Raw genomic sequence first — 17,737 nt, 5'->3', positions numbered from 1 at the left:
CTTACCCTCCCCTAACATCTTTCAACACATGTTTTATACAGTCATTCATTTGATCATAGTGGTAGCTATTGTCTACAGAAACATCGAGAACTTCTTTCAGGATCGTTGCTATGACGTGTTTTTTGTTCAGCAAGTTCATGTCTCTTTTATCTCGTAGTAGCACAATTTTCGGATATCTCTCTTCCTTAAACCCTTCCACTAAAATAAGATCAAGATCAAAGGAATCATATAAAGGAACTAACTTTTCAAGCTCCCACTCTGTTTCTTGGGTAGCTTGAACGGAGATCATTCCACCACCACTTACCCCCGTAACCACAGCCCCAGCTCTCCGATGGCGGCCACTATCCTTTTTCTGATCGTACACATCAGGCGTGCCGTGCCCATGATGCTTGATCACGCCTACTTTTATATCTTGAGCTGTAGCTTGTTCAATAAATTTTTCAGCAAAAAGCGTCTTTCCACTATTCTGATAGCCTACCACTTGAATGACCGGTGTTTTTACCACGTAGCTGATCCTTCCTCACGTAGGTGAAGGAGTTCAACCGTATCACCAGCTGCAAAACCACGCGTTCCACCTGGTAAAACGGTAAACGCATTTGCTTCAGCAAGAGAGGTCACGCTTCCTGATTTATCAAGTCCTGTCGGCTTTACGTAAATTCGTCCATTCTTCTCCTCTGTCCGACTTCGTACAAACCTTGTGAAAGGATTGGGTTTTGGAAAGTCTGTTAACAGTTCTCCTTTGCTTTTCTGACGATATGGATACTTCGAAAAAAGCGCCCGCCTGATGATCGGTCTTGTGAACAATTCAAATCCTACAAAACATGCAGAAGGATTTCCCGAAAGACCAAATAACAATTTTCCATTCCATTCAGCAACGGTTGTCACGCTTCCTGGTCTCATGCCTACTTTATTAAATAACACAGTAGCACCGAGTTTTTCATAAATGGCTGGCAGGTAATCGTAATCGCCTACGGATACGCCTCCTGTTGTAATAAGGAGATCCACTTTATTTAATGCGCTTTTGATGGATGAAAAACAAGTGTCAAAATCATCTTCTAACTTTCCAAAATAAAGCGGCGTGGCCCCTGCATCCTTCACCTGTCCTTCTATCATTGGAGAGTTGCTGTTTCGAATTTTCCCCGGTTGAAGTTCTTCTTCTGGATCGAGAAGCTCTGTACCAGTCGCGAATATACCCACTTCAGGTTTACGAGCTACTGGAACATTGGCATAACCAAATGTTGCCAGGAGAGCTTTCACACCAGGAGAAATACGTGTTCCTTTTTCGATAAGGACGGTTCCTTCCTGCGTATCTTCTCCTCGAAGAGAAAGGTTATCTCCTTTCCCTACTTTTCGTTTCACCTGTATAAACGGCTGCTCCTCTTCCTCCATTTCTCGAACGAGCTCAAGCATAATGACTGCGTTTGTTCCTTCAGGTATGGCCGCACCCGTCATAATCCGGATTGCCTCATTCTTCTTTGGAACTTTGGAAGCAACCGACCCCGCTCCTATTTTCTCGATTACTTTTAACTTCACTGGACTTTCTTTCGAAGCCTCATATGTATCTTCTGCTCGAATTGCAAACCCGTCATAAGGAGAACGATCAAACGGTGGAACGTCATGATCGGCTTTAAGCGAAACACCTAGATAACGCCCATCGCTTTCTTCTAAAGGAATCGTTTCAATCGAGCCCTCATAAGAGAGTTTCATTACCTTTTGAACAGCTTCCTCCACAGTGATTGGTTTTCTTCTCTCGACCATCATCTCATCTCCATCTGTTCACATTTTCCTCTTCATTGTAACAAAGATTTACGCATTCGTTTCAATGGAAAACTTGAATGAACGGAGAGGGTGGTGAATAGATTGTTAGTGATGCATCTTATATGGAAAGGAGTGAGGATCATGCCTCAAAGAGAGTACTGGGTTCAACCTGGCGATACGCTACTTAAAATTGCAGAAACGCACGAGCAATCCGTCAATGAAATCAAACAAATAAATCAGCTTAATTCAAACATTATTTATGTCGGACAAATGCTTCGCATCCCTTCATCTTCAAGAAATTATTCGTATACAGTGAAACAAGGCGATACATTACTAAGCATATCAGAGCGTTATCAAGTTCCAGTCGAAGAAGTGAGAGAGCTAAATCAACTCCCCTCTAATCTCATTTATGTTGGGCAACAGCTTGAAATCCCTCTTAATCGTACTCGGTCAATGCGAATTGACTATACAGTTAAAGCAGGAGATAGCCTCTACAGCATTGCCCAAAATTATGGTACAACAGTTCAAAGCATTCAGTCGTTAAATGATTTATCATCAGATGCCCTTTCGATCGGGCAAACGTTAAAGATCCCAATCTATACAGAAGTCGTAGTAAAAGCAGATCGAGCGAACGTGAGAACGGGTCCAGGTAAAGGGTATAACATCATTGCTCAAATGAGGACTGGAGCGAAATTTGCGGTTGAAGGCATTCGAGGAAATTGGTACAAAGTACAGCTTTATGATGGTACGACTGGGTGGATATCAGATAGCCTCGTTACATTTAAACCGCATGGAGATGAAAAGCCGGTATCTCGGATTATCGGTTACTATACGCTCGAAGAAGGCCCGTCGCTCCCGTCATCTTATAAATCATTTGTATCAAATCGTTCCGCACTTTCGCAGCTGGCACTGTTTCTTTTTCGGATTAGCCAGGAAAATCCAACAACGATTGAGAAGTTCGGTAAGTTTAGCGACAGAGAAATCGAGAAGCTTGTTCAGCTAGCTCACGATCAAAACATCAAAATCATGCCAGTTGTGCATAACTTACTGTATAAAAGGGGAGACACCGAACCAAGTAAGAAAGTGGTCCAGACACTCGTTTCAAGCGAGGAAAACCGAAGAGCATTTGCAAAGAACCTCGTGAAATTAATCGAAAAATATAATTTTGATGGAGTCGATATTGACATTGAAGATGTCTATATTGAAGATGCAGATAAACTAACGCTTCTTTACCAGACAATCGGGGAAGAACTTCATAAGAAAGGGTATTTCTTCTCAGCAAGTGTTCCATCAAGAGCTTCGGATGAACTGGTCAACCCATTTTCAGATCCATTTAATTATGCTGAGATCGGCAAAGCTGTGGATCAGTTTATCGTGATGCTATACAACGAATTTGGCTGGCCAGGTAGCCCTCCAGGTCCCGCCGTGACGGCCGGATGGATGGAAAAAGTCATGACATATGCCAAAACGAGAATTCCACCTGAAAAGTTAGTTTCCGCTATATCTGTGTTTGGATTTGACTTTAATCTCGATAAGGATAAAAGCACGTACGTTACGTATGATATGGCAATGAAATTACAAAAGAAATATAACGCAGAAGTTAAATTTGATGAAGAACGGAAAACGCCTTTCTTTCGCTATACTGACGAGGAAGGAAATAAGCACGAAGTCTGGTTTGAAAACGAACAAAGTATTGAAGCGAAAATTCGCTTAGCCGATGAACTTGGTGTCCAGGGCGTAGCCTTATGGCGACTCGGGATGGAGGACCCTGCGATTTGGAAGATGATTAATGAAAAAATCATCGTTGAGCGCACAGAATAGAAATGTCATTTTATTATATTTGCTTAATTACATTCCTTCACCATACAAAAAGGAAGAGGGAGCTCCCTCTTCCTTTTCTCATATGATCACGTAATACCAAGTGCAATCTTAGCGTAGCGTGACATATTATCTTTAGACCAAGGTGGGTTCCAAACGATGTTAACATCAGCATCGTTCACTTCCTCCACATCGGATAGGGCACGCTTTACATCGTTGACGATAGTACCTGCTAATGGGCAACCCATTGCAGTTAGTGTCATAACGACTTGCGCTACACCTTCATCGTTAAGATCGGCTTCGTAGACGAGACCAAGGTTTACGATGTCTATACCAAGCTCAGGGTCAATCACGTTCTCAAGAGCTTCAAATAATTTATCTCTCATTTCTTGATCAGTTTGATCAGACATGGCAATCTCTCCTTTCATTCAAGTGCTTCCAACTTTCATTATAACAAATTCAGATTTAACTTAAACCGAAAAGCCTTAATTCTATAAATGAGTTTTAAACCAATCCACTAAGGCCAGAACGGCTTCTCTTGAAACTTTATGGCCGGATGTCTCATCTTTAATAAATTTAAGATCCTCTTCCTTCCCTTTATAAAGCGGTTTAATTTGATGATAGAAATCATAAGTAAGGGTGTATGGAACGACCTTGTCAACCGTACTGTGCCACATCATAAGTGGACGTCCATCAAGTTTATCTTCTTGTAAAGAAAGGTCATAAGATTGTAAGCCTTCAATTTGTTTTTTCATTTCTTCTTCAGAAATTGGTAGACTGAATCCTTCTTCTTTCAAATAACGAATTTGAGCGTTTGCCAACTTGAAGTAAGACGGTGAACCCATTAATGACACAGCCGCCTTAATCCATGGGTATTGCGTAAGGGCCCCGAACGTAAGAATGCCTCCCATTGAGGTTCCGGACATGCCGATTCGGTCTTCTTGGACAAGATTGCGATCAACGAGATGCTGTCTCAGTTGGTCAAGTTCCGTTAAACTTTGAATGACAATTTCCCAAAACACATACTGACGCTTTTTCCCAGATAAATCATTTTCACGTTCTCCGTGATGAACAGCATCAGGAAGTAGAACGCGATATCCCTCTTCCGCTAGAAGATAAGCTATATGGAGGTTGTGTTCTTTTGCACTAGTAAAACCGTGTTGAAACATAACGAGCGGAAGTTTCTTCTCCGCAAGTTCCCTGTCTACGATATGTAGAACGGGTATATTCTCTATGTATTCATTTACAATTGTAATCATGAACTTACCCCTTTCCTCTTGTAACCGTCCTATCTATCGTACCACTCATATGGTTACATGAGAAATTTAAAGGAGGACTAGCAAAGAAAAACATGCAAGCTACGCTTGCATGTCAAGTTCATTAATTTTTCACTTGCTCTTCGTGACTTTTTTCAACTGATTTCATGTTTTCTAATTTATTATAGTACTGCGTTGGAAACTGTGATCCTTCATAAACCATCTTGCTATCTCCGCTATCCTCAGATTGATCAGGAGTTGTAGGGTTTCCTGCTTTTTCGATTGGCAAGCTGTCACTGAATTTCTTTGTCACCTGCTTACGCAATCCGTTTGCTTTTGTTTTTAATTTCGCTCTCTTTTCTTCATCCTTTAACAAATAGGATGAAATGCCGATTGTCCCTGCCGCAATACTTGATATTAGCCATGTTTGTTTCTTAGTCATAATCGACTGCCACCTCCAATGGAATGATAGTTAAAGTGTACCCTTCTTAATTATTCCTCAAACGACTATCGTTTCCTTTTAACATTCTTGTCAAAATTTTAATATGACAAAATAGACACTTAATCTTATGCCATGTACAATAAGCTTGTAGGTGCTATACCAAAAAGACACTTTTCAAAGGAGCTTCTATGACAACTAAACCACATCTAATCGCAATTGATCTTGATGGCACGTTGTTAAACAGCGAAAAGAATATTTCAGAACGTACGAAATCTGTTATCTTTGAAGCGAAAAGGCAAGGTCATCACGTCGCGATCGCAACAGGTCGTCCTTATCGAGCTAGCGTTCGCTATTATAATGAACTAGCACTTGATTCTCCGATCGTTAATTTTAACGGGGCATTTGTTCATCACCCCCTCGATCCCTCTTTTGGAACTCATCATTCTCCAATGGACTTAACGACGGCAAAATCAATCGTTTCTTCCTGTAAAGAGATTAATGTGAAAAATATGATGGCGGAAGTGCTTGATGATGTTTACCTTCATCAGCATGACGAGCTTATTATGCAGAATATGATCATGAATGATTCCTCCATTTTTACGGGGGAGATTCATAAGAATCTAAAGGATGACCCAACGTCTCTTCTTATCCATCCTCATGAGCAGCAGCTTGCCGATCTAAGGCAAATGTTAAGGGATCATCATGCGGAAATGATAGAACACAGAGTCTGGGCTGCTCCGTTGAATATTATTGAAATTGTTCGAGCAGGGTTAAATAAAGCAGTCGGTTTACAGCGCTTAGCCGCTCACTTCAACGTCCCCCAAGAGAGAATTATTGCTTTTGGTGATGAAGACAATGATCTTGAAATGATCGAATATGCGGGTACAGGCGTTGCGATGGGGAATGCAATTGACGAGTTGAAAAACATCGCTAATGAAGTGACCATAACAAATGAAGAAGATGGGATTGCCACTTTTCTTGAAGAAAGATTGAAACTCTCAACTTCGGATAAAAGACAGCTATCATAAGCTGTCTTTTTTTCTATATAGGTCAAGTAATGCGGAATAATAACCGTTCGTTGAACTCATCCTATAAAGGAAAGGGAGGGATTCAATCATGGCAAAGAACAGCAAAGGGAAACGGATGATTAAAGAAGGTGCGGATCGTGCCGTGCAAAACATGGATCAGCACGACTTGACAAGTTTAAGCAGTCAGCAAAGAAAAAAACAACAACAAGAAAACTTATCTGGTGGTGAATGAAGATGGGAAATCGATATTTCCAACTTGCCCGTGAAGCAGTAGAAAGAGCAGAACAAATGGCTTCGAGTGGACATCCAGATACACAGAATCAAATTAACGTTGCCCTAAACAATCTTTCTGCAGCTTTCCATCAATCAACTAGCGCTGAAAAAGAACAGCTCACTTCCTACCAGGAAGTCATTGAAGAACTTAGCCATGAAGCATCCAATAAACCCTTTTAAGTTTCCTAACGAAGAAAGCCCGTCACTAAGTGACGGGCTTTCTTCGTTCATAACGGCAATTGCATGCAGTCACTTCTTTAGAATAATTTAATGATCGGTTTCATTCTTGCTTTTCGCCCCAGAGACCTCAATACTTCTTTTGTGATCAGTTTATACCCTTTTGAACTTAGCTGAACACCATCCTTCTCATAAAGCGTGTTGCTTTTTCGATTTTCATGAATCAGTTTCCAGAGATCAATATGTCTCGTTCCAAATTTCTTTGCCAGAAAACGAATTTTTTCTGCATACCCTTCAATTTTCTGATTTGTTACTGAAGCATTCTCCTCGTTTATTACCGGTGAGGGTGAAATAAGAATCACTCGTTCAGGAGGAAGATTGTTCACCATATATCCTATATTTCTTTCAAACTCCCCTATGTCTGAACCATCAATGAGGCATGCTTCCTGCGTACCAAAGAAAATCGTGACATAGTCAGGTTGGTAACTTAACACATCTGATTGAAACCTTGAAACTCCCTCTCGTGAAGTCGGGGTTGAACCTGCATTGATGACAATCCATTCATCAAGAGCTCCTCTAATTCTAGATGTTAGTCGCTCATTTCCTTTATCGTCCACTTCTCTAGCAGTTAGACAATCCCCAAAACAAACAAGTACAGGCATTTCTTCCTCCTCCTTTCTTTCCTTGCCTAAAAAGTTAAACGTGCTGTTTGATATGATCCCTGTTGCATGATTTCGAGAATCTCAAAAGAAACAGCCTTAGAAAATAGCGGTCCATCATAAACAAATGTATGAAATTCCCCATTCTCTCCACACGGATCGACGTGTTGAGGAAGTCTTTCTAAAAAAGCAGAATCAAATGGTTTTCCTACCCAATCAGCCTTAAGGTACGATTCATCAACACACGTAATAATTGCTTTAAATCCATTTGAGAGAAATCGTCTCGCTGTATGTAGAGTTGATTGTTGCCATAAGGGATAGATACCTTTAAGATGATGATCTTGTAGTAGCGCATTTCGGTAGTGCCGAATGTCCTCCAAATACAAATCGGCAAACGCAACGCCACCCATCCCTTCTCTCAGAAACAAGTCATATTGTTCCCCTACAAGCTCCTCGTATTGCTTATTTGTACAGTTATCTGGTAAATTGGTTAACGTTAGAGGGAGTTCAATGGCAGCTGCCTGTTTTTTTAACAATGTTGTATCGACTCCGTGAAATGGAATGGATCTATTCGTTTCATTCACCGTTGTCCATAATTTTTTCACTTGTAATTGAGAATTTGTCAAACAATCATATAATGCCATGGCGCTATCTTTTCCAGAGCTCCATGAAAAAACGATATTCATCTTATAAGCTCCTTCCCTACTCTTATAGACGAATAGAAATGGCTGAATGTTTCAAATATCCAGCAATTAAATTAATATTTTATTCCTGACCTCTTAAAAGGGATTGAAGGTAATGGGGTCGAAACAGTATGACGGAGGTGGAACGGTAATGAATGTGTACCAATTATCGAGCCAGACAGATGAAGAAATGATTGAAAAGGTCTCAAACTTATTAATGAAGCAAATTACCCGTTCTGATCAGAATGGAAGCTATGAAAAGCTTGTTAAAGGAGTAAAGCTTGCCCTTGAAGAACAAACAGCATCTAGAATTGTCATTGCAGAATCTGACGATGACGTACTTGGCGTAGCCTTTTTTAATATCGGAGTTAGTCTAGCTAGTGGAGGACCTTATATTTGGTTAAATGAATTGTTCGTTGATCCAGATACACGAAACCAAGGGATTGGTCGAAAGCTACTTCTTCACGTCATTTATTGGGCAGAAAATGAGGGCATTAAAGGGATCGAACTTGAAACGGGAATTAATAATGCGGTTACGAAACATTTGTATAATTCACTTGGTTTTCACGACATCGTTTCAAAACGATACGGCTTTACGTTCTCTTCTTAATTGGAATGGTTATTTGCTGGTAAGAGCATTTCTGATACACTAATAGGTGATAGCGAAAGGAGGCGTATACTATGGAACTACGCGTAGACCGTACACCAAACCCAAATGCCGTTAAAATCACAGCTGACCAACAGCTTTTCGAAGGATCTTCCAGTCACTCTTTTAAGAAGAATGATACCCCTGACCATGCGATGGCAGCTGCCCTTCTAAAATTAGATGGCGTTGATAATGTATTTGGTTACCAGGATTTTATTACAATTAACAAAATGCCTGAAGCTGATTGGGATACTTTACTTCCTGAAGTGAAGGAAACCATCTCTAATAACGCATAAAAAAAGTTCCTCAGGACAAGCCCTGGGGAACTTTTTTAGGTTGTGGCCGATAACCGGCGCGCTTTCACTTTTCTTGATCTAGCTGTAGCGCCCAGCCTCTCGATCGCTTCACCCCTTAAAATGAACACAAAGAACGTGTTCTTTTTATGAGGCTCCAGCGCTTTTCGAGGCTAAACGGACGCTTTCGCTTTTCTTGAGATCTAGCTGCAGCGCCCAGCCTCTCGATCGCTTCACCCCTTAAAATGAACACAAAGAACGTGTTCTTTTTATGAGGCTCCAGCGCTTTTCGAGGCTAAACGGACGCTTCCGCTTTTCTTGAGATCTAGCTACGACTCGCAGAAACTGCGATATTTCGCTCTTTCACCAGAACACAAAAAGCGGGTTCTAGTTCATGAGCTCCAATATCACCGTTTCTAAACGCTCGTCTTCGCTTTTCTATTCTGTTCTGAAGAATCCGAAAATGCCTGTGGTGTTGACGATGTTGGTAAAGGCGGTTGGATCGATGTCCTGAATAATATGCTCCAGGTCATAAAGTTCATACCTTGTGACAACGATCATCAGCATTTCTTTTGGCTCGCCACGATAAGCTCCTTTAGCAGGAAGTTTGGTAATTCCTCTTACCAACCGATCGTGGATAGCTTTTTGCATCTCATCACCTTTTGATGTAACGATCATAGCAGTTAGTTTTTCGTGACGAGTATGAATAACATCAATCACACGGGAAGATACATATAACGTGACGAGCGTGTATAGCGCTTTTTCCCAACCGTATAGCATACCTGCTGTTAGAATAATCATGGCATTCATGCTAAAAAAGTACGTTCCAATTGGACGGTCTTTCATTCTAGAAAGAATCATCGCTACGATGTCCATTCCGCCTGTAGAAGCCCCCCACTTTAATGTGAAACCAATTCCGATTGCTGCAATCACACCACCGAACACTGCATTTAACAGGATATCTTCTGAAAGTGCTTGAACTGGAATGATTTCTAGGAAAATAGTGGTGGCTCCTACACTAATCACACTATATAATGTAAAGGACTTCCCTACTTTCTTCCACCCAAGAATCGCAACAGGAATATTGAGCAACATGAGTAAGATACCAGTGGATATATTAATCGGTGTATAGTCACTTAGTACACTTGAAATGAGCTGTGCAATCCCTGTAAACCCACTTGCATAAACGTTTGCGGGAATGAGAAACAAGTTTAGAGATACAGCTCCTAGAATTGCACCTAAGAGAATAACAATTATTTTTTTTACTTCTTCCAATTCATACACCTTCTTTTTTGAAACAGAGCTAAACCCGTTTACAGAATTTTAAATGAGAGCTAAAAAACTTTTTTAATTTAGAATCGTTTTTGTTCAACGTTAAGGGAAGAACAAATCATTTCGACTTTGCCATGTTTATCTAAACAAACAATTTTATCTACGTCAACTGTTTTCTATTCCACTCATGCAATAGGATTGATTTCACTCGGACAACGGGATAAACTTTAAGAAAACAAGTGGAAAGCTACATACGTATTTTATTAAATGAAGAAGGGACGATGGTCCATTATGAACGTTAAAATTATTACAGATAGTGCTTCAGACTTACCAGAGGATCTTGTAGTTAAGCATCAAATTGACATTATGCCTTTGATGGTTATCATCGGTGACCAAGAATATTACGACCGAGAAGAAATTCAAGCAAAAGAATTATATAAAACGTTACGTGAAGGAACAATGGCGAAGACGTCGCAAATTCCACCAGCAAGAATGAGAGAAACCTTTACGAAATATGCCAAAAAAGGACAACCTTTTATCTATATTGCCCTTTCATCTGGGATCTCAGGTACTTATCAATCTGCTGCAGTTATCAAAAACGAAGTGCAGGAAGAATTTCCAGACGTTCAAATGGAAGTGATTGATTCAAAAGCAGCTTCCCTTGGTTATGGTCTAATGGCCATTCATGCTGCTGAGCTTGCTGAGAATGGCGAATCATTCGAACAGATTTCCGAGAGCTTACACAGTCACTACCTCACACACATGGAGCACATCTTTACAGTAGACGACCTTGAATTTCTCCAGCGTGGTGGTCGAGTAAGTAAAGCTTCTGCTTTCTTTGGCGGCATGTTAAAAATCAAGCCGGTGCTCCATGTCGATGATGGAAAGCTCGTTCCGATTGAGAAAATACGGGGTAAAAACAAAGTCACCAAGCGTATGGTTGATATCATGCAGGAACGCGGCGTTAATCTTCAGTCGCAATTAATCGGCATTTCACATGGAGATGACCTTGAAAGTGCAGAAAAACTCAAAAGTGCCATTCAAGACACATATGGAAGTGAGCACTTTGTCATTCATGAAGTTGGCGCCACAATTGGTTCTCACTCAGGACCAGGAACACTTGCTTTGTTTTTCTTAAATAAATAACTCCCTATTACATAGGATGTCGCATAATCGTGTACTCTATTATTGTGCATGGCAATCCTAACAACAAGGGAGGACTTAACGTGTCATCGACCAAAGATAATAATAAAAAAGCAGTTGATAAGAATGCCAAACGGATGTTAAAAAACAGGTTAAAAGAAGAAAACCGTGAAGGCGGAAAGCATCAGTATTCTAAGGATACTGACCATTTGTAGGAATCAAGGAATCAAAAAACCGGCTATTTTTAGCCGGTTTTTAATTTCTAACATCTGTTAGATCAAAGTAAGGAAATGTTGTTCCTACCCAATAAGCAAGGGAAAAACCTATCGTGATGTAGATGAGAAAGTAGACGTCTACTCTAGAGAGAGTCTGTTTGTAATAATACGTTCTTTCTTTATTATTAAATTGCTTCGCCTCCATGGCAACTGCAATCCGATGAGCCCTTCGAATACTTTGAGAAAGCAATGGCACCGCGTAAAGTGACACTGACTGCATGATCCGAGCGAACCCTTTTTTCTTTTTGATTCCTCTAATAAGCAACGCAGCTCTTAGCTGATGAAATTCCTCCATCATAACTGGAAGAATGCGAACTGCCGCCATAAAGCTATAGGCAAAACGAGGCGGTACTTTTAACTGTTGAATGAGGGAATAGAAGAGAAATACTGGCCTCGTTGTAAGAGCGAATAAGAGTCCAAGCAATGCGAAATTTAAAGCTCGAAATCCGATATGAAGACCTCGAAAAAAGCTCTCTTCGGTCATATGAACGATTCCCCACTTCCACCAAGTCGTTGTCCCTTGACCGAAAAACATCATGCTAGATGCGCTTGAGAAAAATAATAACAAGAATGGAATCATTAAAATGGCTAGTATCTTCTTTCGATGTCCTGTTGCGAACATGACGAGTATGAATGGAACCACTGTTACATTACTAATGAAGTTCGGATTGTGAACAAACAAAAGAAGGAGAAATAACGCTAAAATGAACACCAATTTGAAAGATGGATTTAAACGATGAAGCCACGTTTCTTTATACTGTAAAGTCCACTGCATGATGCTGCCTCTCTTCCCTTCTCCTAAGATCTCGATCAACTGTTAGCTTACCCTCTTCAATGACCCATTCTCGTGTTCCATAATTTCGAACAATCATCTCATCATGCGTTACCATCAAAATAAGCATTCCATTCTCCCTTAATTGTTCAAATAAAGCGAGTAACTTAAAGGTATTGCGTGCATCCTGACCAAATGTCGGCTCGTCTAACAAAAGGATCGGTTGTGCACCAAACATAGCCGTTCCAACACTTAACCTTCTTTTTTGACCTGTAGAAAGCTGGTACGGATGAAGCGTTCGAACTTGCTTAAGATCATAGTTCTCAAGCCATTGGTGTACTTTTTGTTCGACACCTATGTCTTCCATCATTTCAAGGGAATACGCCAGCTCATCGTAGACAGAATTTGTGACAAACTGAAATTCTGGATTTTGAAAAACAAATGCAAGTTGTTCACGGGAGGCTTTGATGGTTTTTAATTCCTTATTCATAACTCTCTTTTTACCAGACGTTTTCATCACATTCATTAAACTTAAAAGAAAAGAGGTTTTTCCGGCTCCATTCTTTCCGGTTAGAACAATCCACTCTCCTTCATGAGCTGTTTTATGCTGCACTTCAATCTTAGGTATTTTGCCTCGATACCCTTTTAACTGATTGATTTCAAGAATTTCTTTCCCTTTCACATATGGAGCAGGAAGTTTTTTTTCCTTTGCATGCTCATCCCATACGCCTGGATACCAGATCCCATATTCCTTCATCTTATGTTTATAAAATGAAAAGACACTTATTGGGTCAGCATCTGCGATCATCATCCCCTCTGAATCAAAAAGGACGATGCGATCTACAAAATCGATCACTTCATCAATTTTGTGCTCTACGATAATCATCGTTTGTTTGGCATTCATTAGCTTAATTGTTTTCCATACATCTGATGTTCCTGCAGAATCAAGTAATGCTGTTGGTTCATCCAAAAAAATGACGTCTGGCTCAAGTGCAAGCATCGAGGCAATGGCAAGTCGCTGTTTCATCCCTTGTGAAAGGGAACCAATCTCAATATGCGGATCTTTAAAGGTAAGACCCACCTTTTCAAGATAATGACGAATCAATCCTTCCATTTCAGGTTGAGGGACAGCGCGGTTTTCCAATACGAAGGCCATTTCTTCATCCACATATGGCATACAAAACTGAGAATCTGGATCTTGAAATACGACACCTGAAGATGTTGGAATGCTTTTTGCGTCAGCCTTCATAGGCACTGGAACGGCATGTGGTATTAAACCGGATAATATTTGGAGAAGAGTTGATTTCCCACACCCGCTCGGACCAAGAAATAAGACCTTTTCCCCTTCTTTAATTTCAAGAGACAATCGATTGAATAACAGCGTGTCCGCTCCCGCGTATTTCACACGAAGGTTAGATACACCTACTTTCATCTCATCACTCCTTACTGATCCAATGCTTTATAATCCTCATCACTTGCTGGTCTAATCAAGCTAGTCACGCCTGTTTTCTCTAAAGCCTCTACAAGGAAATAAGCAAGAAGTCCAGCTAATAGAAAACCACCGATTAAACGAGCACCAATGAGAAGAAGTAATTTCCATAGCGCAAGATCCATCACGTATCCATAGGCAGCATCCATTACAATAGAGCCTACTGCTGCCGCTATGCCTCCAAGCGCCGCAACAAATGCGGTGTATCGTTTATATCCAAATAAGGCAAACATTAATTCCGTTCCTAATCCTTGAACAACTCCATATAGAAGAACAGATAATCCATATTCAGAACCAACCAAAAATTCACCAGAAGCTGCAGCCGTTTCTGCAAGTAGTGCCACACCTGGCTTACGTAGAAGAAGAACGGCCACTGTACCCGCAATAAACCACATTCCGTAAATCACATCACCAATATGGAGGCCAAATGGTTTAAAGATGTTATAGACCGGCCCCCACAATTTATAAATAATCCCAAAAACAAGGGCAATCACAATTGTAATCAAAATGTCCGAAAGCTTTAAACGTTTCATACATGCTCACCTTCCTGTAACGAAACAGGCCACTCTTCTACTTGATATGCCATTTCCCAGAAACCGTACTCTAGCTGACAGCTAAGAATAAAATAGTCTTTCATTCGCTTCAATTCTCGTTCTGGTGCTGTCTCCGCCCAATCATCAAGTATCTTTCTTAGCTGATCCGTCACCGGTTCCATTGACTTCTCTCCATAAAACGTAATCCAATCATAAAAAGGATGATCTCGTTTAGGATCGACCTCTTCCATTAAACGCTGGCCTATTTCAAGGTATGTCCACGGACATGGTAGGAGAGCCGCAACAATTTCACCTAGCGTTCCAGAGTGTGCCGCATCAAGCATATGTCTCGTATAATGGTGTGCAGTCGGTGCAAGTGGGTAGCCTTGTAGCTCTTCATATGAAACGCCTGCTGCGCGACATAAATTGTTATGTGGATGAATTTCACTATGGAGGACAAAAGAAATTTGCTCCTGAAAAAGAGTCATTTCCTCGCGAGTATCACATTTTGATAACGCAATTCCATAAATTCGTACGAACGTATTCAAATACTCAAAATCCTGCTTGACGTAATGTACCAATTGTTCCTTTCCTAACTTTCCTTCCGCGATCCCTCTCACAAAAGGATGTTTAAAAATCGCCTCAAAAATTGGTGCAGCTTCCTCTCTTAACTGTTCTGTAAATGACATAAAAAAACTCCTCTCCGCTTTTCATCCAACTGATAAAGAGGAAAGGAGCTTGAATGCCGATAATCCCGTCATTTCTAAAGCGATTCAACGTTTTTTACTACGTTAAAAAGCCGCTCCAGAAATGGAGCGGCTGCGATGGCATCCGTCTCCACTTTCCTCCGCTGGCGCTAACCAGATCAGGTTCAAAGGGTCCAGGCATGCCTGTCTCAGTCATTAAAATGACTCCCCTAGTGGATATATAAAAAGCTTTTTGAATGTTAGTTTGATAACTATTAAGCTACTCTTCTTTCACACCTTTGTCAACCATTACCGGAAGCTCGATGACAAATGTTGTTCGTTGAGGGTTAGATTGAACAGAAATCATGCCCTCATGTTTTTCAATGATTTGTTTGCAAACTGACAAGCCAAGTCCAGTACCGAGCTTTTTCGTACTAATAAACGGTTGGAAGATACTCTCAACGAGATGGGAAGAAATTTCTCTTCCATTATTCGAAATTTCAATGATGATTCGCCCCTGATTTTCTTGTGCTCTTAAAGTAATTTTACGATTTTCAATAATATTTTCATTTAATTCTTCGATCGAATTAATCACAATATTCAAGATGACTTGTTTGATTTGTTCCTCAACACCAAATAACGGAATATCCGGCATAATTTCAGTCTCCACTTCTATATTCGATTCTAGAAGTCGGGGGTAAAGAATCTCAATTGTATACCTTAATAAGCCACTTAAGTTTAAAGAAAGAGGTCGATCATCGATTCCTCGCATTTTCGATAAGAAGAGAAATTGGCTAACCTTTTCTTCAAGACTCTTCATTTCACTGTTTAGAATTTCAAAATAATGATTGGCTGAACTTGCTTCACATTCATCTTCAATAAGTTTCAAAAAGCCTTTTATAGAAGTTAAGGGATTCCGAAACTCATGTGCAAAACTTGCTCCAAGTTGACCAAGGATCGTTAACCGATCGCTATGCATTTCCTGTATAAATTTATTTTTATCCTGGATAATACTATCTTTCAACTTCGTATATTCCGTAACTGAATGATAAGAATAAGCATTAAAGTAATTATTTATAATTTGTAGACCTTCTGACAGTTCATCTCTGTTAAAAGAGGATTCATTTAGAACAGATAGCACAACGGATCGCCCAAAGTTAATATTCGCAATAAATTCGCCTATATTGACATTTGCCTCAATTCGTTCATTGGCGATTTTTTTTGTTAGCGTAATGATCCAACTTTCATCCTGCACTCGAATATAGCGAGAAATCAGCTCAACCGTCCGCTTTCCATTTTTTATAATCTCTTCATAATAAGGATCATCCTCAGAAATCTTTGCTCCAATTAGCCATTTTTCAACAATGATTGGCTGACTCTTTTCTAAAAAAGAAGCAAGCTGCTCTTTAAATTCAGATTCTTTTAGACCAACGTTCATGTCTCTCGCCTCACAAACTACATTTAGGTACGATTCATTTTATCATGTAATGTACCGCTCATCATTACTTCTCTTTGATTAGGTTTAGAAAACATATAAATTGGCAAACTTTTACATGAAACAATCTGAAAGGAGTGATGATATGCGTCCCGATTTTAGACAAACAGACGGACAGCCTGCTCAGCATCAAAATCACCAACCTGGAACCGAAAAAGAAATGAATCCTCTCCCTTTAACAGAGGATAACGATTACAAAGGATCAGGAAAGTTGGCAAGTAAAGTTGCCCTTATTACTGGGGGAGATAGCGGGATTGGAGAAGCAGTTGCCATTGCTTATGCAAAAGAAGGCGCTGATATAGCGATCGTCTATCTTAACGAACATGAAGATGCTCAGAATACGAAGAAACAAATTGAAGAAGAGGGACAAGCATGCCTCTTATTGCCCGGTGACATTGGAGACGAAGCTTTTGCAACCAATGTGGTCCAGCAAGTCATTGAACATTTTGGGAGGCTCGATATTTTAATTAATAATGCAGCAGAGCAGCATCCTCAAATGGGAATTGAAAAGATTTCAGCCGAGCAACTTGAGAAAACGTTTCGCACAAACGTCTTTTCCATGTTTTACTTAACGAAAGCAGCACTACCTCACCTCAAGAAAGGTAGTGCAATTATTAACACATCGTCCGTTACGGCCTATGAAGGGAATGAACAGCTAATTGACTACTCAAGTACAAAAGGAGCGATTACAACCTTTACGAGAAGTCTTGCTAAATCTCTTGTTGGCAAGGGAATCCGAGTGAACAGCGTAGCTCCTGGACCAATCTGGACACCCCTCATTCCTTCTACCTTTTCTGCAGAAAAGGTTAAGAATTTTGGAACCAACACACCAATGGGGCGCCCTGGACAGCCCGAAGAATTAGCTTCCGCTTACGTGCTTCTTGGTTCAGATGGCTCTTCGTATATGACCGGCCAAACCATTCACATTAATGGTGGACAATTCATCACCACTTAAAAACCTCCATCGGAGGTTTTTTTATTTCCTTCCCGAACACTTCCCACCATTTTCTATTATGATTTTTCATTCTCATGAGAAACT

Annotated in this window: 22 protein-coding genes and 1 riboswitch; of the genes, 9 read left to right on the top strand and 13 right to left on the bottom strand. The window is 40.4% G+C overall.

Going from position 1 to position 17,737, the window contains the following annotated elements; all coding sequences use genetic code 11:
• Nucleotide 1 precedes the first annotated feature (1 nt).
• Together mobB and PQ511_RS01255 are read right to left on the bottom strand one after the other, a co-directional pair.
• Nucleotides 2–505, bottom strand: coding sequence for a molybdopterin-guanine dinucleotide biosynthesis protein B (gene mobB / locus PQ511_RS01260; RefSeq protein WP_273850124.1), 504 nt, complete (start codon nt 503–505; stop codon nt 2–4).
• Nucleotides 499–1,758 carry a molybdopterin molybdotransferase MoeA gene (locus PQ511_RS01255; RefSeq protein ID WP_273850123.1) on the bottom strand — a complete coding sequence of 420 codons (1,260 nt, stop codon included), beginning with the start codon at nt 1,756–1,758 and terminating at the stop codon, nt 499–501. Before PQ511_RS01255 ends, mobB begins: the two co-directional genes overlap by 7 nt.
• A 141-nt stretch (nt 1,759–1,899) precedes the next feature.
• Here PQ511_RS01255 and PQ511_RS01250 point away from each other — a divergent pair, with 141 nt between their 5' ends.
• Nucleotides 1,900–3,579 (top strand): LysM peptidoglycan-binding domain-containing protein, encoded by a 1,680-nt coding sequence (locus PQ511_RS01250; protein WP_273850122.1) that lies wholly within the window; start codon nt 1,900–1,902, stop codon nt 3,577–3,579.
• A gap of 86 nt (nt 3,580–3,665) precedes the next feature.
• On the opposite strand, the gene PQ511_RS01245 is transcribed toward PQ511_RS01250, so the two are convergent.
• From PQ511_RS01245 to PQ511_RS01235, 3 genes are all read right to left on the bottom strand, one after another.
• Nucleotides 3,666–3,986 (bottom strand): metal-sulfur cluster assembly factor, encoded by a 321-nt coding sequence (locus PQ511_RS01245; protein WP_098443103.1) that lies wholly within the window; start codon nt 3,984–3,986, stop codon nt 3,666–3,668.
• 81 nt (nt 3,987–4,067) lie between these two features.
• Nucleotides 4,068–4,835: a prolyl oligopeptidase family serine peptidase gene (locus tag PQ511_RS01240; protein WP_273850121.1), complete on the bottom strand. Its 768-nt coding sequence runs from the start codon at nt 4,833–4,835 to the stop codon at nt 4,068–4,070.
• 121 nt (nt 4,836–4,956) lie between these two features.
• On the bottom strand, nt 4,957–5,274 hold the full coding sequence (locus PQ511_RS01235) for a hypothetical protein (protein ID WP_273850120.1): 318 nt from the start codon (nt 5,272–5,274) through the stop codon (nt 4,957–4,959).
• A 188-nt stretch (nt 5,275–5,462) separates the two neighbouring features.
• On the opposite strand from PQ511_RS01235, the gene PQ511_RS01230 reads away from it, so the two are divergent.
• The 3 genes from PQ511_RS01230 to PQ511_RS01220 all read left to right on the top strand — a co-directional run bounded on the left by PQ511_RS01230 (nt 5,463) and on the right by PQ511_RS01220 (nt 6,755).
• Nucleotides 5,463–6,302 (top strand): Cof-type HAD-IIB family hydrolase, encoded by an 840-nt coding sequence (locus tag PQ511_RS01230; protein WP_273850119.1) that lies wholly within the window; start codon nt 5,463–5,465, stop codon nt 6,300–6,302.
• Nucleotides 6,303–6,390: 88 nt separating this feature from the next.
• Entirely contained in the window at nt 6,391–6,534 is a 144-nt protein-coding gene (locus tag PQ511_RS01225) for a hypothetical protein (RefSeq protein WP_273850118.1), read from the top strand.
• A gap of 2 nt (nt 6,535–6,536) precedes the next feature.
• On the top strand, nt 6,537–6,755 hold the full coding sequence (locus tag PQ511_RS01220; protein WP_273850117.1) for a DUF3813 domain-containing protein: 219 nt from the start codon (nt 6,537–6,539) through the stop codon (nt 6,753–6,755).
• Nucleotides 6,756–6,832: 77 nt separating this feature from the next.
• Here the strand turns inward: PQ511_RS01220 and PQ511_RS01215 are convergent, their stop codons facing one another.
• Nucleotides 6,833–7,414, bottom strand: a complete 582-nt coding sequence (locus PQ511_RS01215) for an SGNH/GDSL hydrolase family protein (protein ID WP_273850116.1) — start codon at nt 7,412–7,414, stop codon at nt 6,833–6,835.
• Between the two features lie 26 nt (nt 7,415–7,440).
• Complete coding sequence (locus PQ511_RS01210; RefSeq protein WP_273850115.1) at nt 7,441–8,097, bottom strand: Dph6-related ATP pyrophosphatase; 657 nt, start codon at nt 8,095–8,097, stop codon at nt 7,441–7,443.
• Between the two features lie 148 nt (nt 8,098–8,245).
• On the opposite strand from PQ511_RS01210, the gene PQ511_RS01205 reads away from it, so the two are divergent.
• Together PQ511_RS01205 and PQ511_RS01200 are read left to right on the top strand one after the other, a co-directional pair.
• Nucleotides 8,246–8,704, top strand: a complete 459-nt coding sequence (locus PQ511_RS01205) for a GNAT family N-acetyltransferase (protein WP_273850114.1) — start codon at nt 8,246–8,248, stop codon at nt 8,702–8,704.
• 71 nt (nt 8,705–8,775) lie between these two features.
• Nucleotides 8,776–9,036 (top strand): NifU N-terminal domain-containing protein, encoded by a 261-nt coding sequence (locus PQ511_RS01200; RefSeq protein WP_224879337.1) that lies wholly within the window; start codon nt 8,776–8,778, stop codon nt 9,034–9,036.
• Nucleotides 9,037–9,471: 435 nt separating this feature from the next.
• Here the strand turns inward: PQ511_RS01200 and PQ511_RS01195 are convergent, their stop codons facing one another.
• On the bottom strand, nt 9,472–10,308 hold the full coding sequence (locus tag PQ511_RS01195; RefSeq protein ID WP_273850113.1) for a YitT family protein: 837 nt from the start codon (nt 10,306–10,308) through the stop codon (nt 9,472–9,474).
• Between the two features lie 288 nt (nt 10,309–10,596).
• On the opposite strand from PQ511_RS01195, the gene PQ511_RS01190 reads away from it, so the two are divergent.
• Nucleotides 10,597–11,451, top strand: a complete 855-nt coding sequence (locus PQ511_RS01190) for a DegV family protein (protein ID WP_273850112.1) — start codon at nt 10,597–10,599, stop codon at nt 11,449–11,451.
• 80 nt (nt 11,452–11,531) lie between these two features.
• The gene (locus PQ511_RS01185) at nt 11,532–11,663 is read left to right on the top strand and encodes a DUF3941 domain-containing protein (RefSeq protein WP_224595022.1); all 132 of its coding nucleotides are present in this window, start codon (nt 11,532–11,534) and stop codon (nt 11,661–11,663) included.
• Nucleotides 11,664–11,703: 40 nt separating this feature from the next.
• On the opposite strand, the gene PQ511_RS01180 is transcribed toward PQ511_RS01185, so the two are convergent.
• The 5 genes from PQ511_RS01180 to PQ511_RS01160 all read right to left on the bottom strand — a co-directional run bounded on the left by PQ511_RS01180 (nt 11,704) and on the right by PQ511_RS01160 (nt 16,641).
• Complete coding sequence (locus PQ511_RS01180; RefSeq protein ID WP_273850111.1) at nt 11,704–12,498, bottom strand: energy-coupling factor transporter transmembrane component T family protein; 795 nt, start codon at nt 12,496–12,498, stop codon at nt 11,704–11,706.
• The gene (locus PQ511_RS01175) at nt 12,476–13,927 is read right to left on the bottom strand and encodes an ABC transporter ATP-binding protein (RefSeq protein WP_273850110.1); all 1,452 of its coding nucleotides are present in this window, start codon (nt 13,925–13,927) and stop codon (nt 12,476–12,478) included. Before PQ511_RS01175 ends, PQ511_RS01180 begins: the two co-directional genes overlap by 23 nt.
• 11 nt (nt 13,928–13,938) lie before the next feature.
• Nucleotides 13,939–14,517, bottom strand: coding sequence for an ECF transporter S component (locus PQ511_RS01170; protein ID WP_273850109.1), 579 nt, complete (start codon nt 14,515–14,517; stop codon nt 13,939–13,941).
• Nucleotides 14,514–15,206 (bottom strand): thiaminase II, encoded by a 693-nt coding sequence (gene tenA / locus PQ511_RS01165; protein WP_273850108.1) that lies wholly within the window; start codon nt 15,204–15,206, stop codon nt 14,514–14,516. Before tenA ends, PQ511_RS01170 begins: the two co-directional genes overlap by 4 nt.
• Nucleotides 15,207–15,342: 136 nt before the next feature.
• Nucleotides 15,343–15,445, bottom strand: a riboswitch (TPP riboswitch).
• A gap of 38 nt (nt 15,446–15,483) precedes the next feature.
• A complete protein-coding gene (locus PQ511_RS01160) occupies nt 15,484–16,641 on the bottom strand; it encodes a histidine kinase N-terminal domain-containing protein (RefSeq protein ID WP_273850107.1) in 1,158 nt (385 codons plus the stop codon).
• Between the two features lie 142 nt (nt 16,642–16,783).
• On the opposite strand from PQ511_RS01160, the gene PQ511_RS01155 reads away from it, so the two are divergent.
• Nucleotides 16,784–17,653 (top strand): SDR family oxidoreductase, encoded by an 870-nt coding sequence (locus PQ511_RS01155; protein ID WP_273850106.1) that lies wholly within the window; start codon nt 16,784–16,786, stop codon nt 17,651–17,653.
• Nucleotides 17,654–17,737: the final 84 nt, after the last annotated feature.

Origin of the sequence: Guptibacillus spartinae (assembly GCF_028610625.1) — a bacterium.
GTDB lineage: Bacteria > Bacillota > Bacilli > Bacillales > Guptibacillaceae > Guptibacillus > Guptibacillus spartinae.
Note: the sequence above shows the minus strand (reverse complement) of the source record. Positions and strands in the feature narration are given on the sequence as shown.

Excerpts from the sequence above, each read along its gene's own strand:
- PQ511_RS01255 (WP_273850123.1), bottom strand. The coding sequence starts at position 1,758 with ATGGTCGAGAGAAGAAAACCAATCACTGTGGAGGAAGCTGTTCAAAAG.
- PQ511_RS01250 (WP_273850122.1), top strand. The coding sequence starts at position 1,900 with ATGCCTCAAAGAGAGTACTGGGTTCAACCTGGCGATACGCTACTTAAA.
- PQ511_RS01245 (WP_098443103.1), bottom strand. The coding sequence starts at position 3,986 with ATGTCTGATCAAACTGATCAAGAAATGAGAGATAAATTATTTGAAGCT.
- PQ511_RS01240 (WP_273850121.1), bottom strand. The coding sequence starts at position 4,835 with ATGATTACAATTGTAAATGAATACATAGAGAATATACCCGTTCTACAT.
- PQ511_RS01235 (WP_273850120.1), bottom strand. The coding sequence starts at position 5,274 with ATGACTAAGAAACAAACATGGCTAATATCAAGTATTGCGGCAGGGACA.
- PQ511_RS01230 (WP_273850119.1), top strand. The coding sequence starts at position 5,463 with ATGACAACTAAACCACATCTAATCGCAATTGATCTTGATGGCACGTTG.
- PQ511_RS01225 (WP_273850118.1), top strand. The coding sequence starts at position 6,391 with ATGGCAAAGAACAGCAAAGGGAAACGGATGATTAAAGAAGGTGCGGAT.
- PQ511_RS01220 (WP_273850117.1), top strand. The coding sequence starts at position 6,537 with ATGGGAAATCGATATTTCCAACTTGCCCGTGAAGCAGTAGAAAGAGCA.
- PQ511_RS01215 (WP_273850116.1), bottom strand. The coding sequence starts at position 7,414 with ATGCCTGTACTTGTTTGTTTTGGGGATTGTCTAACTGCTAGAGAAGTG.
- PQ511_RS01210 (WP_273850115.1), bottom strand. The coding sequence starts at position 8,097 with ATGAATATCGTTTTTTCATGGAGCTCTGGAAAAGATAGCGCCATGGCA.
- PQ511_RS01205 (WP_273850114.1), top strand. The coding sequence starts at position 8,246 with ATGAATGTGTACCAATTATCGAGCCAGACAGATGAAGAAATGATTGAA.
- PQ511_RS01200 (WP_224879337.1), top strand. The coding sequence starts at position 8,776 with ATGGAACTACGCGTAGACCGTACACCAAACCCAAATGCCGTTAAAATC.
- PQ511_RS01190 (WP_273850112.1), top strand. The coding sequence starts at position 10,597 with ATGAACGTTAAAATTATTACAGATAGTGCTTCAGACTTACCAGAGGAT.
- PQ511_RS01180 (WP_273850111.1), bottom strand. The coding sequence starts at position 12,498 with ATGCAGTGGACTTTACAGTATAAAGAAACGTGGCTTCATCGTTTAAAT.
- PQ511_RS01175 (WP_273850110.1), bottom strand. The coding sequence starts at position 13,927 with ATGAAAGTAGGTGTATCTAACCTTCGTGTGAAATACGCGGGAGCGGAC.
- PQ511_RS01170 (WP_273850109.1), bottom strand. The coding sequence starts at position 14,517 with ATGAAACGTTTAAAGCTTTCGGACATTTTGATTACAATTGTGATTGCC.
- tenA (WP_273850108.1), bottom strand. The coding sequence starts at position 15,206 with ATGTCATTTACAGAACAGTTAAGAGAGGAAGCTGCACCAATTTTTGAG.
- PQ511_RS01160 (WP_273850107.1), bottom strand. The coding sequence starts at position 16,641 with ATGAACGTTGGTCTAAAAGAATCTGAATTTAAAGAGCAGCTTGCTTCT.
- PQ511_RS01155 (WP_273850106.1), top strand. The coding sequence starts at position 16,784 with ATGCGTCCCGATTTTAGACAAACAGACGGACAGCCTGCTCAGCATCAA.